12 protein-coding genes are annotated in these 15,548 nt (G+C 70.8%); 8 read left to right on the top strand and 4 right to left on the bottom strand.

The features are described from left to right. The first annotated feature begins 13 nt into the window (after positions 1 to 13). The 5 genes from queE to rfbA all read left to right on the top strand — a co-directional run bounded on the left by queE (position 14) and on the right by rfbA (position 4,232). A complete protein-coding gene (gene queE, locus ACXJ1Y_RS08390) occupies positions 14 to 646 on the top strand; it encodes a 7-carboxy-7-deazaguanine synthase (protein ID WP_463849594.1) in 633 nt (210 codons plus the stop codon). Positions 647 to 745: 99 nt separating this feature from the next. After that, positions 746 to 1,297 (top strand): dTDP-4-dehydrorhamnose 3,5-epimerase, encoded by a 552-nt coding sequence (gene rfbC, locus ACXJ1Y_RS08385; RefSeq protein WP_463850069.1) that lies wholly within the window; start codon positions 746 to 748, stop codon positions 1,295 to 1,297. Positions 1,298 to 1,366: 69 nt separating this feature from the next. Beyond that, positions 1,367 to 2,416 carry a dTDP-glucose 4,6-dehydratase gene (gene rfbB, locus ACXJ1Y_RS08380; protein ID WP_463849593.1) on the top strand — a complete coding sequence of 350 codons (1,050 nt, stop codon included), beginning with the start codon at positions 1,367 to 1,369 and terminating at the stop codon, positions 2,414 to 2,416. Then, positions 2,416 to 3,306: a dTDP-4-dehydrorhamnose reductase gene (gene rfbD, locus ACXJ1Y_RS08375; RefSeq protein ID WP_463849592.1), complete on the top strand. Its 891-nt coding sequence runs from the start codon at positions 2,416 to 2,418 to the stop codon at positions 3,304 to 3,306. The genes rfbB and rfbD overlap by 1 nt, the downstream gene beginning before the upstream one ends. A gap of 26 nt (positions 3,307 to 3,332) precedes the next feature. Continuing rightward, on the top strand, positions 3,333 to 4,232 hold the full coding sequence (gene rfbA, locus ACXJ1Y_RS08370; RefSeq protein WP_463849591.1) for a glucose-1-phosphate thymidylyltransferase RfbA: 900 nt from the start codon (positions 3,333 to 3,335) through the stop codon (positions 4,230 to 4,232). A gap of 9 nt (positions 4,233 to 4,241) precedes the next feature. Here the strand turns inward: rfbA and ACXJ1Y_RS08365 are convergent, their stop codons facing one another. Beyond that, on the bottom strand, positions 4,242 to 4,505 hold the full coding sequence (locus ACXJ1Y_RS08365) for a hypothetical protein (protein ID WP_463849590.1): 264 nt from the start codon (positions 4,503 to 4,505) through the stop codon (positions 4,242 to 4,244). A 172-nt stretch (positions 4,506 to 4,677) separates the two neighbouring features. Here ACXJ1Y_RS08365 and ACXJ1Y_RS08360 point away from each other — a divergent pair, with 172 nt between their 5' ends. Beyond that, the gene (locus ACXJ1Y_RS08360) at positions 4,678 to 5,772 is read left to right on the top strand and encodes an OpgC family protein (protein WP_463849589.1); all 1,095 of its coding nucleotides are present in this window, start codon (positions 4,678 to 4,680) and stop codon (positions 5,770 to 5,772) included. Then, on the top strand, positions 5,769 to 6,569 hold the full coding sequence (locus tag ACXJ1Y_RS08355) for an SGNH/GDSL hydrolase family protein (RefSeq protein WP_463849588.1): 801 nt from the start codon (positions 5,769 to 5,771) through the stop codon (positions 6,567 to 6,569). The genes ACXJ1Y_RS08360 and ACXJ1Y_RS08355 overlap by 4 nt, the downstream gene beginning before the upstream one ends. A gap of 114 nt (positions 6,570 to 6,683) precedes the next feature. Here the strand turns inward: ACXJ1Y_RS08355 and ACXJ1Y_RS08350 are convergent, their stop codons facing one another. Together ACXJ1Y_RS08350 and pepN are read right to left on the bottom strand one after the other, a co-directional pair. Then, a complete protein-coding gene (locus ACXJ1Y_RS08350) occupies positions 6,684 to 9,005 on the bottom strand; it encodes a PAS domain-containing sensor histidine kinase (protein ID WP_463849587.1) in 2,322 nt (773 codons plus the stop codon). Between the two features lie 178 nt (positions 9,006 to 9,183). After that, on the bottom strand, positions 9,184 to 11,793 hold the full coding sequence (gene pepN, locus ACXJ1Y_RS08345; RefSeq protein ID WP_463849586.1) for an aminopeptidase N: 2,610 nt from the start codon (positions 11,791 to 11,793) through the stop codon (positions 9,184 to 9,186). A gap of 152 nt (positions 11,794 to 11,945) precedes the next feature. Between pepN and ACXJ1Y_RS08340 the strand changes: the two genes are divergently transcribed. Continuing rightward, positions 11,946 to 15,236 (top strand): TRCF domain-containing protein, encoded by a 3,291-nt coding sequence (locus tag ACXJ1Y_RS08340; RefSeq protein ID WP_463849585.1) that lies wholly within the window; start codon positions 11,946 to 11,948, stop codon positions 15,234 to 15,236. Between the two features lie 8 nt (positions 15,237 to 15,244). Here ACXJ1Y_RS08340 and ACXJ1Y_RS08335 read toward each other — a convergent pair whose 3' ends face one another. Continuing rightward, positions 15,245 to 15,493 carry a PilZ domain-containing protein gene (locus tag ACXJ1Y_RS08335; RefSeq protein ID WP_463849584.1) on the bottom strand — a complete coding sequence of 83 codons (249 nt, stop codon included), beginning with the start codon at positions 15,491 to 15,493 and terminating at the stop codon, positions 15,245 to 15,247. Positions 15,494 to 15,548 lie beyond the last annotated feature (55 nt).

The following is a 15,548-nucleotide window of genomic DNA, read 5'->3' as shown; positions in this document are numbered from 1 at the left end:
TTCGGGGACGCGGGTGTCTTACGCGGTCAAGGAAATCTTCCACACGCTGCAGGGGGAGGGCGCCCAGGCCGGGCGCGCCTCGGTCTTCTGCCGTTTCAGCGGGTGCAATCTCTGGTCGGGGCGCGAAGAGGACCGCGCCGCCGCCGCCTGCCGCTTCTGCGACACGGATTTCGTCGGCATGGACGGGGAGGGCGGCGGACGCTTCCCCGATGCGGCGGCGCTCGCCGCCGCCATCGCCGCGACGTGGGAGGGCGGCCCGCACAACCGCTACGTGGTGTTCACGGGCGGCGAGCCCCTACTCCAGCTCGACGCCGCCCTGATCGCGGCGGTCCACGGGCATGGGTTCGAGATCGCCATCGAGACCAACGGCACCCTGCCCGCCCCGGCGGGGATCGACTGGATCTGCGTCAGCCCCAAGGGCGGGAACGCCCTCGCCCAGGCCGGGGGCGACGAATTGAAGCTGGTCTTTCCCCAGGCCGATGCCCGGCCGGAGACCTTCGCGGACCTGCCGTTCCGTCACCGGTTCTTGCAGCCGATGGACGGGCCGGACGCCGCCGCGAACACGCAAGCGGCCATCGCCTATTGCCGGGCCGACGCGCGCTGGCGCCTGTCCCTCCAGACCCACAAGATGATCGGGATCCCTTGAAGGGTCATTATCTGCTTGCAGGCCGCCAGAGGCTTGACACGGGCGGACAATGGACGGCATCGCCCGGCCCAGACGACATTTTCCATGCCGAGGCTCTCCGTGGACGTGATCGACACGCATATTCCGGACGTGAAGCGCATCGTTCCGAAACGGTTTGGCGACGCGCGCGGCTGGTTCTCGGAGACGTTCAGGGCGGATGCTTTGGAACGCGCCGGCATCGCGGTCTCGTTCGTCCAGGACAACCAGTCCTTCTCCGCGCCTAAGGGCACGGTGCGCGGGCTGCATTTCCAGATCCCGCCCCAGCCCCAGGTCAAACTGGTCCGCGTACTGTCGGGCGCGATCCTCGACGTCGCCGTCGACATCCGGCCGGATTCGCCGACCTACCGGCAATACGTCGCGGTGCGCCTGGACGCCGAGGGCGGGGAGCAATTGTTCATCCCGCACGGCTTCGCGCACGGCTTCTGCACCCTCACGCCGGACGTGATGGTCGCCTACAAGGTGGATTCCTACTACAGCCCGGCCCATGACCGGGCCATCCGGTGGAACGACCCCGAGATCGGGATCGACTGGCCGGTCGGCGAGGCCGAGGCGGTGCTCTCGGACAAGGACCGGAAGGCCCCAACTCTTGGCGAGGCCGGCAAGCTCTTCTGACCGTCGCCGCCGTTTTGCCATGCAATGTGGATTGGGTCCGGCGCGGAGTCGATCCGAAGGGGATATGTGATGCGGATCCTAGTCACCGGCGGCTGCGGCTTCATCGGGTCCGCCCTCGTCCTGCACCTCGTGCAGGATCTCGGGCACGAGGTCGTCACCCTCGACGCCCTGACCTACGCGGCCAACCCGATCTCCCTGAAGCCCCTGGAGAGCAGCGGACGCCACCGGCTGGTGGAGGCCGACATCTGCGACCGTGACGCGGTGCGGGCCGCCTTCGCGGAGTTCAAGCCGCAGGCGGTGATGCATCTGGCCGCCGAGAGCCATGTCGACCGCTCGATCACCGATCCCGGCGCCTTCGTGCGCACCAACGTCCTCGGCACGCAGACCATGCTCGACGCGGCGCGCGAGCTCTACGAGGGCCTGACCGGCACGGAGCGCGAGGGTTTCCGCTTCCTCCACGTCTCCACCGACGAGGTCTACGGCTCCCTGCCGCCGGGCGGCTTCTTCACCGAGGAGAGCCGCTACGACCCGCGCTCGCCCTACTCGGCCTCGAAGGCCGCCTCCGACCACCTCGCCCGCGCGTGGCACGAGACCTACGGCCTGCCGGTGCTGGTGACGAACTGCTCGAACAATTACGGGCCGCGTCACTTCCCCGAGAAGCTGATCCCGTTGATGATCCTCAACGCATTGGAGGGCAGGAGCCTGCCCGTCTACGGCGACGGCATGAACGAGCGCGACTGGATCCATGTCGAGGACCACGCCAAGGGCCTCGTCGCCGTGCTGGAGCGGGGGCGGATCGGGGAGACCTACCTCCTCGGCGGCCGCGCCGTGCGCAACAACCTCGCCGTGGTGAAGGGCTTGTGCGCCGCCTTCGACCGGCTGCGCCCCGAGGCCGGGCCGCACGAGCGGCTGATCACCTTCGTCGCCGACCGGCCCGGCCATGACCGGCGCTACGCCATCGACTGCACCAAGGCCGAGGCCGAACTTGGCTGGGCTCCGCAAAAGACCTTCGAGGCGGCCCTGGAAGAGACCGTGGCGTGGTACCTCGCCAACGAGGCATGGTGGCGCCCGATCCGCGAGGGCCGCTACCAGGGCGAACGCCTCGGGCTCGCCGGCTGATGGACATCCTCGTCCTCGGCGGCGCCGGCCAGGTCGGCACGGAGCTTCAGGCCCATTCCTGGCCGGAGGGCGTGCGGGTCCATGCTCCGGCCCGCGATGCCCTCGACATCACCGACCCGGCCGCGATCGAGGCCGCCCTCGACGGGCGCGGCTACGCGGCGGTGATCAACACCGCCGCCTACACCGCGGTGGACAAGGCCGAAGCCGACGTGGCCGCCGCGTGGCGGCTGAACGCGCTCGCCCCGGCGATCCTCGCGGCGGCGACGAAGGCACGCGGCATCCCCCTCGTCCACGTCTCGACCGATTACGTCTTCGCGGGCACCAAGGCCGAGGGCGCCTATGGCCCGGAAGAGCCGGTCGATCCGCGCAGCGTCTACGGGGCCAGCAAGGCGGCGGGCGAGATCGCGGTGCGCACGGGCAACCCGCGCCACGCGATCCTGCGCACCGCCTGGGTGGTGAGCCCGCACCGGGGCAACTTCGTGAAGACGATGCTGCGCCTCGCGGCCGAACGCGACAGGCTCACCGTGGTGGACGACCAGCACGGCTGCCCGACCAGCGCCACCGACCTCGCCGCCGCCCTGGCGACCGTGGCCCTGCGCATGGCGGAAGACCCCGCCGCGCCGACGGGCACGTTCCACTGCGTCAACGACGGCTCGACCACATGGTGCGGCTTCGCGCGGGCCATCGTGGCCGGCGGCGCCAAGCGCGGCGGACGCGCGGTGCCGGTGGAGGGCATTCCGACCGCCGCCTACCCGACACCGGCCCGGCGCCCGTCCAATTCGCGCCTGTCCACCGACAGCCTGCGCGAGGCCTACGGCATCCTCCCCCGTCCGTGGCAGGATGCCCTCGACGACATCCTGGACAGGCTGGCCGGAACCGTCCGGGCCTGAGCCGCCAGAGAGCAAGGAACCACCCGATGAAGGGCATCATCCTCGCCGGAGGCTCCGGCACACGGCTCCACCCGGCGACCCTGTCGATCAACAAGCAGCTGCTGCCCGTCTACGACAAGCCGATGATCTACTACCCGGTCTCGGTGCTGATGCTGGCCGGCATCCGCGAGATCCTGATCATCTCGTCGCCGGAGCACCTGGACAATTACAAGCGCCTGTTCGGAACCGGCGAGCAGTTCGGCCTGTCGTTCTCCTACGCGGTGCAGCCGCGACCCGAGGGCCTCGCCCAGGCCTTCGTCATCGGGCGCGACTTCGTCGGCGACGACGACGTGGCGCTGATCCTCGGCGACAACCTGTTCTTCGGCGCCGGCATGGCCGACCTGCTGAAGAGCGCCGTGGCGCGTAAAGAGGGCGCGACGGTCTTCGCCTACCACGTGGAGAATCCGCAGGCCTACGGTGTGGTGAGCCTCGACGCGCAGGGCAAGGCGACGAAGATCGTCGAGAAGCCGGAGCACCCGGAATCGACCTGGGCCGTGACGGGCCTCTACTTCTACGACAATCAGGTGCTGGACATCGCCGCCGCCGTGAAGCCCTCACCGCGCGGCGAACTGGAGATCACCAGCGTGAACGAAGCGTATCTCGAACGCGGCGAGCTCTACGTGGAGAAGATGAGCCGGGGCTATGCGTGGCTCGACACGGGTACCCACGACAGCCTGCTCGAAGCGTCGGAATTCGTGCGCACGATCCAGCACCGGCAGGGGCTCCAGGTCGCCTGCCTGGAGGAGATTGCCTACGTGCAGGGCTTCATCGACCGCGAGCAACTGGTCGCCCGCGGCCAACTCTTCTCCAAGACCGCCTATGGCCGGAACCTGCTGCGCCTCGCCGACGAGCCGCAGGCGCGGGACGACGCGACCCTCAACCTGTGATCCTCGACCTCACTTGGGTCCGCAGCCGATGCAGATGCCGTCGGTGATCTTGTCGTCGGTCTTCTGCACCTTGGTCCGCCGCTCGCGGTCGTCCCCGGCGGTCGCCGCGCCGGCATCGCCGCCGGCCGGGGGCATGGTCCGTCCGACCGCGCTCGTGTGCGGGGCGGTCACGGTGCTCGTCGGCCCGCCGCCCGTGCCGGTCGTCGCCTGAGCGAGGGCGGCGGCCGAGCCACCCGCCCAGAGCGCGAGAGAGATCAAAACAGCGTGACGCATGGGGAGGCTCCTTCGCGTCTGTAACGCGACGTTTGCCCCCCGGTTCGATGGCGCGCGATGGAAATTCGCCGCCGGAATTCACGCCCATCCCCCCTCAGGTCCGGGTTTCCAGCGGCGCTCGCGCGCCTTACAGAGACCCGGTTCGCCGACCAGCCCCGGAGCCGCCGCCCCCATGCGGGAGCCCAATGCGATCGATTTCTGGCGTGGCTTCGCCCTGATCACGATCTTCATCAACCACATCCCCGGCAACACGTTCGAGCGCTACACCTTCTCGCAATACGGCATCTCGGACGCGGCCGAGCTGTTCGTGTTCCTGGCGGGGTGGTCGATCGGGATCGCCACGCGCACCCGCGACGGGGCGCCGGAGCCGCGCTGGCGCAGTGTCGTGCGGATGCTGGCGCGCACCGTCGAGGTCTACCGGGCGCAGATCACGGTGATGCTGCTCGCCCTCTCGATCATCGCCGGGGCGGCGCTGCTCCTCGACAACCCGCTGATCCTCGAATGGCACAACGCGGGCAACTTCTTCGCGGACCCGATCCAGTCGGTCTGCGGCATGGCGCTGCTCACCTACCAGCTCGGCTTCTTCAACATCCTGCCGCTCTACGTGGTACTGATCGGCATCGCCCCAATCATCGTGGTGATCGCCCGGGTCAGCCGCGTCCTGGCGCTCGGCCTGTCCTTCGCGCTCTATCTCGCGAGCCTGATCCTCGATTGGAACCTGCCCTCATGGCCGGGGGAGGGGACGTGGTTCTTCGACCCGTATTGCTGGCAATTGCTGCTGACGCTGGGCTTCGTGCTGCAGGACTGGAACCGGACCTCCCCCGCCTTCGGGCGCTGGACGCGGAGGCTAATGCCGGTGGGCGTCGTCATCGTGATCGTCGGCATCACCCTGTCGGTGCTCGACATCCGGCCCGACCCGCTCATGGTCCCTGAACCGCGTTTGTTGTTCACGTTCGAGAAAAGCTACCTGACCCCGGCCCGGCTCGTACATTTCCTCGGGGTATTGTTGGCGTTTTCGCCGATCTACGCATTGATCGCGCCGCGAATCGGCTGGATCGTCGGATTCCTGTCGGGCCTGGGCAGGAACTCCCTGGCCGTCTTCTCGATGGGGTCGCTGTTGAGCCTGATCGGCCAGCTCGTCCGTTTCCAGACCGGAGGCGGATTGCTGGTCGACATGACAGTTGCCGGCTGCGGTCTCGTCGCGTTGGGAATCACCGCATGGTTCGTCGAATGGCGTTCCCGCAGACCTCCGAAGCCGCGCGCATGAGGGGCATCGTCGTCGCCCTCTGCCTGGGCATCGTCCCTGCCGCCGCGCAGGAAGCGGGCATGCCGGCGCCCTCGCTCGAATGCCGGGTGCCGGGCTCGCAACTCTACAGCGTCGCGGGCCTCGCGGCCGCGAAGGCGGCGCTGGAGGCGCGGCATGTGCTGCGCATCCTGGCCATCGGCGGCTCGTCGGCCCCCGGCGCCTCCGCCTCCTATCCCGTCAAGCTCGAGGCGGCGCTCGAACAGGCCATGCCGCATGTCGACGTGGTGATCGACCATCGCGGCCTGCCCGGCGAGATCGCCTCCGGCGCCGCCGAGCGGCTGCGCAGCCTCGTGGCCGATGCCGAGCCGGACCTCGTCGTGTGGCAGGTCGGCACCCACGATGCCATCGCGCGGGTCGATCCCACCGCCTTCGCCGAGGCCCTGGACGAGTCCGTGGCGTGGCTCAAATCCCACGGGATCGACGTGGTGCTGGTCGATCCGCTCTACACGGCGAGCGTTGCGACCGACACGGATTACAACCGGATCGTGGATGGGGTGCGCGACGTCGCCACCCGCGAGGGCGTCCCGCTGGTGCGCCGCTTCGAGGCCCTGCGCTATCTCGCGGGCCGTACCGAGAAGGGCGAGGGGCATATCCTGGGGCGGCAGTTCCGCCTGAACGACCTCGGCCTGCGCTGCATGGCCGAGCATGTCGCCCTGACGATCTCGGCCTCCCTCGCCCGGACGCCGTCCCCGCCGCCGACACCCGTTCCGCCGAAGGAGACACCCGCCCTCACCGAGCCGCAGCGCGCGCCGGGCTAGGGCATCGATCCAGACGAAGGCGTCAGCCGTGTCTGGAAAAATTGGTGCAATAACAAGAAGCTAGGGCAGACGCGCATGAACGGCGCAAGTGCGTCACTGCCGAAGCGGGGCGGCTCAGGCCGCGTTCCGCCGGAGGGTCTTGGCGGCGGCCTCGCGGCCCGCCGTCTCGGCGACCTTTTCCAACCGCTGCGGGGTCGGGGCCGGGAGACGCAGCAGCACCACCGTGCCGACATTCTCCTCCGACCGGATCCGCAGGCCGCCGCCGTGGAGTTCGGCGGTGGAGCGGGCGATGGCGAGGCCGAGGCCCGAGCCCTTGTGGCGGCTGGTGATCTGCGTCTCGACCTTGGTGAAGGGCTGGCCGAGCCGGGGCAGCGCGGCGCGGGGGATGCCCATGCCGCTATCGGCCACGAAGACGTGGACATGCTCGCCCGCCGGGCGGACGCGGACCTCGATCCGCCCGCCGGAGCCGGTGAACTTCACCGCGTTCTCGAGGATGCCGACGAGGATGCGGTGGATGCCGCGCACGTCGGCGAGCAGGTCCGTGCCGGCCCGGACATCGACGTGGATCTGCAGGTCCTTGCGCTCGGCCTCGGGGGCGATCGCCTCGACGGCGTCGGCCAGGGCCCGTTCGGCGGGTAGGGCGCGGGGCTGGAGCCGCACGCGGCGGGCCTCCAGGCGGGCCATGTCGAGGATGTCGTCGATCATCGCGAGCAGATGGCCGCCGCTCAGGCGGATGTCGCGGGCATATTCGCTGTAGCGCGGCACACCGACGGGTCCGAGAACCTCGTTCTCCATCACATCCGCGAAGCCGATGATGGCGTTGAGCGGGGTGCGCAGTTCGTGGCTCATGTTGGCCAGGAACTCGGATTTCGACTGGTTGGCCGATTCGGCCACCGCCTTCTGGTCGAGGTAGCGCTCGGCGAGGTCGGCGAGCTGCTGCGTCTGCACCTCGAGGGTCCGTCGCGACCGCTTGAGGTCGGTGACGGTGTCGATCAACTCGCGCTCCGAGGCGACGAGCTGTTCCTGCTGGCGCTTGAGGCTGGTGATGTCGGTGCCGACGGAGACGTAGCCCCCGTCTCGCGTGCGGCGCTCGCTGATCTGCAGCCATCGCCCGTCGGCCAGTTCCGCCTCGAAGGTGCGGGCGGTCGCCATGCCGATCTCCGGCGTCTCCCGGCGGATCTGGGGCAGGGCGCCCCGGCTCATCACGTCGATGTAGCGACGACCCGGCTGCGCATCCTCGGCGCTGAGCGCATGGAGATGGCGGAACTTCGAATTGCACAGGACGAGGCGGTTGCCCTGGTCCCACACGACGAAGGCCTCGGAGATCGCCTCCACCGCGTCGCGCAGGCGCATGTCGTTGGCGGCGTTGGTTTCTTCAAGGGCGCGCTGGTGGCTGATGTCGACGGCGATGCCGACGAGATGGCGCCCGCCATCGAACCCGTCCGTCACCACCTCGGCGCGGGCGCGCAGCCAGACATAGGCCCCGTCCGCACCGCGCACGCGGAAGGCGTGGTCCACATGGGTCTGGTTGGCGGCGACCGCGCGGGCGAGGCTGTAGAGGTCCCCGTCATCCGGGTGGACGAGGCCGTTGACCGTGCCGAAGGCGAGGTAGGGCTGCTCCCGGCGGTAGCCGAGCAGCGTGTACATCGAGTCGGACCAGTAGATCCGCCCCCTGGCGATGTCCCAGTCCCACAGGCCGCAATCGCTGCGGCGGAGCGCCGTCTCCAGCCGGAGGCGGATCTGCTCGCAGGCCCGGTCGGCGAGGGTCGCCTGCCGCGTCTGCAACCCGTAGGCGACGCCGACCCCGACGATCACGAGGATCGCCGCGCCGACGAGGACGATCTGGTCGCGGGTCCGCGCGCCCCAGCCAACCATCAGCGGGTCGACGGGTTGGAGCACCGCGACCTGCCCCTTCCCCGTGGGGAGGTTGTGCACGGCCGCGAGCACCCGCTCGCCGCCGGGCAGGTCGAGCAGCACCGCCCCGGCGCGCTCGCCCAGCGCCGAGAGCGGTTCGCTGGGCCCGAGGATGTCTGGCAGCGTCTGCATGTCCGCCGGCAGCGGCGGATGGGCGACGGCGATCCGGGAATTGGGTGTGAGGAGCACGAGGCGGCGGCCGGGATGGCGCCCGTCCTCGGGGAGCAGGGCATGGAGGTCGGCGCGGCCGCCCTCGACCGAGCGCAGGGCATGGGCGGCGAGGCGGGCGAAGCTCTCCACCTCGGCCTCGGCGCCGGACAGGATCTCGGCCCGCTGGCCGCGGATGTGGATCGCGGCCAGGGCGACGAGGCAGGCGAGGAAGATCGAGAGCGCGCCGGGCACGGCATAGCGCAACCAGCGCTCCGCTCTCTGCAAACGCGGATCCCGGCTGCGGACGGGCCAAACCGCCGACAGAGTCGAGTCCGCACGCGCGGAGAGGGAAGCGGAAACCGCCTCCGGCATGGCCGAACCTCACCCCTCGGAGAATCGATCCGGCCGGGGCGCTGGCGCCCTGCGAATCTGAGTGAATACAATCACCTGCGCAGGGTGTTTGTCCACCGCTTTTTTACCATTCCACCTTGACGCGAATCCCCCCGGACGGTGGCCGATAGAATCGGTTTTGTACAATCTTAACAAGTGGTTAGCCGTCTTTCAGAGTCCGGCTCAGGATGTCCGCGACATCCCTGGACAAACCGGGAACGGCCTTGATCCGGTTCAGCATTTCGGCGGCTGCAACACGGCGGTTTTTTTCCAGCCGACGCCACGATCCGAAGGCCGTCAGAAGCCTGGCTGCAACCTGAGGATTGGCGGAATCGAGCGACTTCACGGTGTCCGCAACGAGAGCGAAACCCGCTCCGTCGGCCCGGGCGAACTGCGTCGGGTTCGCCATGCTGAAGCTGCCGACCAGCGCGCGGACCCGATTCGGGTTGGTCATGGAGAAGGCCGGGTGGCCCTTCAGCCGTTCGATTCGCGCCAGGGTCTCGGGTTCGGGGATGGTCGCCTGGATGGCGAACCACTTGTCGAGGACGAGGGGTTCGTGGGCGTAGCGCGCCCCGAACCCGTCGAGGGCGGCCTCCCGCGCCGGGCCGGGGATCTGCGCGAGGATGGCGAGGGCGGCGAGCCGGTCGGTCATGTTGCCGGCCTCGTCGAGGCGGCGCGTGGCGAGGGCGGCGCCGGTTTGCGGATCGCCCGCCGCGATCAGGTCGAGGGCGGCGTTGCGGAGCGACCGACGGCCCGCCGAGGCGGCGTCGGGGCTGTAGGCGGCCCCGTCCGCCGGGGCGAGGGCCGCGTCGATCCGGTCGAGGCGCGGGCGCAGCACCCGGCCGAGATGGGCGCGCAGGGCGTGCCGGGCCGTGTGGATCGCATCGGGATCGACGTCGGCGGCGAGCTGGTCGGCCGCCTCACCCTCGGTCGGCAGGGCGAGGACGAGGGCGGCGAAGGCCGGATCGGACAGCGCCTCTCCGTCGAGGAAGGTGCCCAGCGCTTCCGCGAAGGCCTCCGCGCGGGCGGGATCGGGGTCGAGGATCAGCCGCATCGCGACGTCCTGCGCCGCCTGCCAGCGGTTGAACGGATCGCTGTCGCGGGCGAGCAGCCGCAGGCGCTCCTCGTCGGTGAGGGCGAGGTCGAGGCGCACCGGCGCCGAGAAGTCCCGCAGCAGCGACGGCACCGGCGCCTCGGCGACCGCCTCGAACACGAGGTCCGCCTCGCGGGTGTCGAGGACGAACACGCCGTCCTTCACCGCCTTGCAGGTCGCCCCGGTCAGGGGGCCGGAGGCGCCGACGAGGCCGAGGGCCACGGGGATGACGAGGGGCGGGCCCTCCTCCGGCAGGTGCTGGGCGAGGCGCAGGGTGTAGGTGCGGGCGGCGGCATCGTAGGTGCCGCTCGCTGCGAGGCGGGGCGTGCCGGGGCGCTCGTACCAGCGGGCGAAGGCCGAGAGGTCGCGCCCGGTCACGGTGGCGAAGGCGGCGAGGAAATCCTCGACGGTGGCCGCGCGCCCGTCATTGTCCGCGAAGTAGCGGTCCATGCCGGCGCGGAAGGCATCGCCGCCGATCAGGGTGCGCAGCATCCGCACGATCTCGGCACCCTTGTCGTAGACCGTCGCCGTGTAGAAGTTGTTGATCTCCGCATAGGCGTTCGGCCGCACGGGGTGGCGCAGCGGGCCGGCATCCTCGGGGAATTGCCGGGCGCGCAGCGAGCGCACCTCGCCGATCCGGTGGACCGGCCGGGAGCGCATGTCGGAGGAGAATTCCTGATCGCGGAAGACGGTCAGGCCCTCCTTCAGGCAGAGCTGGAACCAATCTCGGCAAGTCACTCTGTTGCCGGACCAATTGTGGAAATACTCATGGGCGATGATCGCCTCGATGTTGGCATAGTCCGCGTCGGTCGCCGTCTCGGGGACGGCGAGCACGTACTTGTCGTTGAAGATGTTGAGGCCCTTGTTCTCCATCGCCCCCATGTTGAAGGCGGAGACGGCGACCACGTTGAAGACGTCGAGGTCGTAGGCGCGGCCGAAGGCGCGCTCGTCCCATTCCATCGAGCGGATGACCGCATCGAGGGCGTAGCCCGCGCGGTCCTCCCTGCCGGGCTCGACATAGACGGCGCAGGTGACGTCGCGCCCGTCCATCGTGCGGAACGCGGTCTCGACCTTGCCGAGGCGCCCGCCGACGATGGCGAAGAGATAGGCCGGCTTCAGGTGCGGATCGTGCCAGACGGCGTAGTGCCGGTCCTCGCCGACCGGGCCGGATTCGACCGGGTTGCCGTTGCCGAGCAGCACCGGGGCCTCCGCGCGGTTCGCCTCGATCCGCGTGGTGTAGACCGCCATCACGTCGGGGCGGTCGAGGAAGTAGGTGATGCGCCGGAACCCGTCCGCCTCGCACTGGGTGCAGTAGACGCCGTCCGTCCGGTAGAGGCCCATCAGCTTGGTGTTGGCGGTGGGATCGACCTGCGTGACGATCCGCAGGACGAAGGGCCGCCGGGGCGGCCGGTGCAGGGTCAGGCCCGCCGGGCCGACGCTCATGGCCTCCGGCGCCACGCCCGCCCCGTCGAGGTCGAGGGCCACGAGCGTCAGGTCGTCGCCGTCGAGATGGAGCGGCGCCTCCGGGTCTCCGGCGGGATTTGGCCGCAGGGCGAGTTCCGCCGTGATCCGCGTGGCGTGCGGATCGAGCCGGATGTCGAGGTCGACGCGGTCGATCAGGAAGGCGCTCGGGCGGTAATCCTCCAGGCGGATCAGCGGCGGCGTCTCTGTTCGCATACGAAGCACTCCCGGCATCGACAGGCCCCCGTTCTGGCGCCTCGGTGGCCCAAGCGCAACGCGCCTGCGACGGCACGCCCGCTGTGGATGGAGGGGACCCGGCGGGCCCCAGCCGCGTTGCCGGGCACAAGGGTGATGAGTGCGGGTCCGGAATGGCAGGTTCAGGGGTGCGGCGTCAGGCGAAGGCGGCGGAACGGAGCCCGGAGGATGTGCCGCTGGTCCCCACGGGGGCCCTCGCCGTGTCGCTCCTCGGACTCGCGGAGGAGGGCGGTCCCATCGTCCATGTCGCCCGCGACGGGCGGCGCCTCGATGAACTCGCCGCGACGCTGCGCGTGCTTCAGCCCGGCCTCGCGGTCGGCCTCTTTCCCGAATGGGATTGCCTGCCCTTCGACCACGCCTCGCCGTCGCGGGCCACGATGGGCGCCCGCACCGCGCTGCTGCGCTGGCTGACCGACGCGCGGGCGCGGCCCTCGATCATCCTCACCACCGGCCCGGCCATGGTCCAGCGGGTGCCGCCGCCGGACACCTGGGACGGCGCGCGCGTCACCTTCGCCGTGGGCGACACGATCGACGTCGCCGCCGTCACCGCCGAATTGCAGCGCCTCGGCTACGTCCTCGACGAGCGGGTGGACGAGCCGGGCGAGGTCGCCATGCGTGGCCGGACCCTCGAAGTCTTCCCCGCCGCCGCCCCGCGCCCCTGCCGGGTGGAGCACGACAAGGGCCGCGTCACCGCGATCCGCTCCTACGATCCGGTCTCGCAGCGCTCCGTGGCCGAGGTCCCCGACCTCCTCGTGGACCCCGCCACGGAGATCCTGTTGACGGCCGGCGCGCAGGACCGGCTGGTGCCCTTCACGAGCCAGGAGCACGGCCTTCCGCGTTTCTACAAATCCCTCGTGACCTTGATCGATTACCTCCCCGAGGCCCGCCTCGTGGTGGAGGAGGGGACGGAAAGCCGCCTCGGCGCCTTCTTCGAGCAGGTCGAGGAGGGGCGGGAGGCCGCGAGCCGGGGGCGCCGCTCGGCCAAGGCCGTGGACGGTCTCTATCTCACGCCCAAGGAGTGGAAGGCCCTCGCCAAGGGCCATGCGCTGGCCGGCGCGACAGAGGAGGCCGCCCAGGACGTGATGGTCCCGGTCTTTGCCCGCGACAAGCGCCCCGGCACGGCCCTGGCGAAGTTCCTGCGCGAGCGGCTTAAGGCGGGCGACCGCATCGTCCTCGCCGGCCCGAAATCGCCCCTGCGCCGCCTCGTGCGCCGCGCCTCAGAGGCCGCCGAGCGGCCGATCCGCCTCATCGACGCCTGGGCCGAGGCCGGGGAGGCCGAGCCCGGCGCGGTGCTGGCCTTCGAGGCGCCCCTCTCGGCGGGCTTCCGCCTCGACGGCACCACCGTCGTCGCGGCGGCGGATTTCCTCGGGCCTTCGGCGGCGCCGGTCGGCACGGCGGGTCCGGTCCTGCCGCTGGGCGATGTCGAGTTGCGGCCGGGCGACGTGGCCGTCGACCGCGACCGGGGGCTCTGCGTGTTCGAGGGGCTGGAACCGGTCTCGGCCACGGACGCGACGGAGGCCCTGCGCCTGCGCTTCGCGGACGACGCGGTGCTGATGGTGCCGGTGGATCAGGCCGAGCGGATCTGGCGCTACGGCTCGGAGCCGGAGGCCGTCACCCTCGACAAGCTCGACGGCAACACCTGGGCGCGCCGCCGCCTGGAGGCCGAGGCGACCCTCGCCCGCACCGCCCGCACCCTGCTCGAAGCCGCCAAGGCGCGGAAGGAGGCCGGCGCGGCCAAGCTCGTGCCCCCGGCGCGCGAACTCGAGCGCTTCGCGGCGGGCTTCGGCTTCTCGCCGACCCCGGATCAGGCGCAATCCGTTGAGGCGATCCTCGCCGACCTCGCCTCCGGCGAGCCGATGGACCGGCTGGTCTGCGGCGATGTCGGCTTCGGCAAGACCGAGGTCGCCCTCCGCGCCCTCGCCGCCGCGATCTTCGCCGGCAAGCAGGCGGTGCTGATCGCCCCGACCACCGTGCTCGCACGCCAGCACGCCGCCACGCTGGAGCGCCGCTTCAGCCGGTTCGGCATCGAGGTCGGGCATCTCTCGCGCCTCGTCTCGCCCGCCGAGGCGAAGCGGGTGAAGCAGGGCTTGGCGGACGGCTCGATCCGCCTCGCGGTCGGCACCCATGCCCTGGCCGCCAAGAGCGTCGCCTATGCCGATCTCGGGCTGACGGTGATCGACGAGGAGCAGCGCTTCGGCGCCAAGATGAAGGCCGACCTGCGCCGCCTCGCGGCCGGCGGCCATGTCCTGACCCTGACGGCGACGCCGATCCCGCGCACCCTGCAATCGGCTTTGGTCGGCCTGCAGAGCCTCAGCGTGCTGGCGACGCCGCCGGCCCTGCGCCAGCCGGTGCGCACCGTCGTCACCGCCTTCGAGGACGAGACCCTGCGCGAGGCGCTGGTGCGCGAGCACCGGAGGGGCGGCCAGAGCTTCGTCGTCTGCCCGCGCATCGAGGACATCGCGCCCTTGCGCGACCGCCTCGCCAAGCTCGTGCCCGACCTCGACATCGCCATCGCGCACGGCGACCTGAAGGCCGCCGCGATGGACGAGACCATGGTCCGGTTCGCGGAGGGCTCGGGGGACGTGCTCCTCGCCACGGCGATCATCGAGAGCGGCCTCGACGTGCCCCGCGCCAACACGATGCTCGTGTGGGATGCCGCCCGGTTCGGCCTCGCGCAATTGCACCAGTTGCGCGGGCGGGTCGGGCGCGGCCAGCGCCGCGGCGTGGTCTATCTCCTCAGCGATCCGGCCGCGCCGCCGAACCCGGCCGCCGAGCAGCGCCTGCGCGCCTTGGAGGCCATGGACCGCCTCGGCGCCGGCTTCGCCATCAGCGCCCGCGACCTCGACCTGCGCGGGGCGGGCGACCTCGTCGGCGAGGATCAGGCCGGGCATGCCAAGCTCGTCGGGCTCGGCCTCTACCGGCACCTGCTGGAACTGGCGCTGATGCAGGCCAAGGGTCAGCCGGCCGAGGATTGGACGCCGGACCTCGTCCTCGGCCTCGCCGCGACGATCCCGGATTCCTACGTGCCGGAGCCGGAGATCCGCCTCGATCTCTACACCCGCGTCCTGCGGCTGCGGGATGCGGAGGCGATCGAGGCCCTGGCGGCGGAGGTGGAGGACCGGTTCGGCGCACCGCCGGAGCCGGTCGCCGCCCTGTTCGCCCTGGGCCGGCTGCGGGCCACCTGCCGCCAGCTCGGCATCGCCCGGCTGAACGGCGGCCCACAGGGGATCGCCGCCGAGTTCCGGCCCGGTTGCCGGCCGGGGCCGATGGCGGCGGCCGACGACCTCGTGCTCAAGGAGAACCGGATCGTCCTGCGGCGGGCCTGCGGGGACGCGGCCCGGCGTGCCGAGTCGGCCGCCGAGTTGCTGGACCGGATCCGCGAGGCGCGGGAGAGGGGCCGCTGAACGGCGGCTCAGGCCGCTTCCAACTGTGCGCCGATCTCCTCGCCCTTCCGCCACACGAGGCGGCAGACGTAGAAGGTCGGCGCCTGTTCGATCTCCAGCAGGAACGTGTCGGGGATCAGGTCCGCCTCCGGCAGGGTGACGCGGACGCCGCGTTCCGACCGGTCGTAGACGAGGCAGGAGACGGAGCGGTGTTCGTCCAGGCAGATGCGCCCCGGGACATCGAGCCGGGTACGGGGAAGAGCGCGGCGTTCGATCATTGCGAGCCTCGACAGAGGAGCACACTCTCCCACGGACGCGTACAGGCCGCGTAAG

The sequence above is a fragment of the Methylobacterium sp. TK26 genome (assembly GCF_055361565.1).
This window is presented reverse-complemented; position numbering and strand designations above follow the sequence as displayed.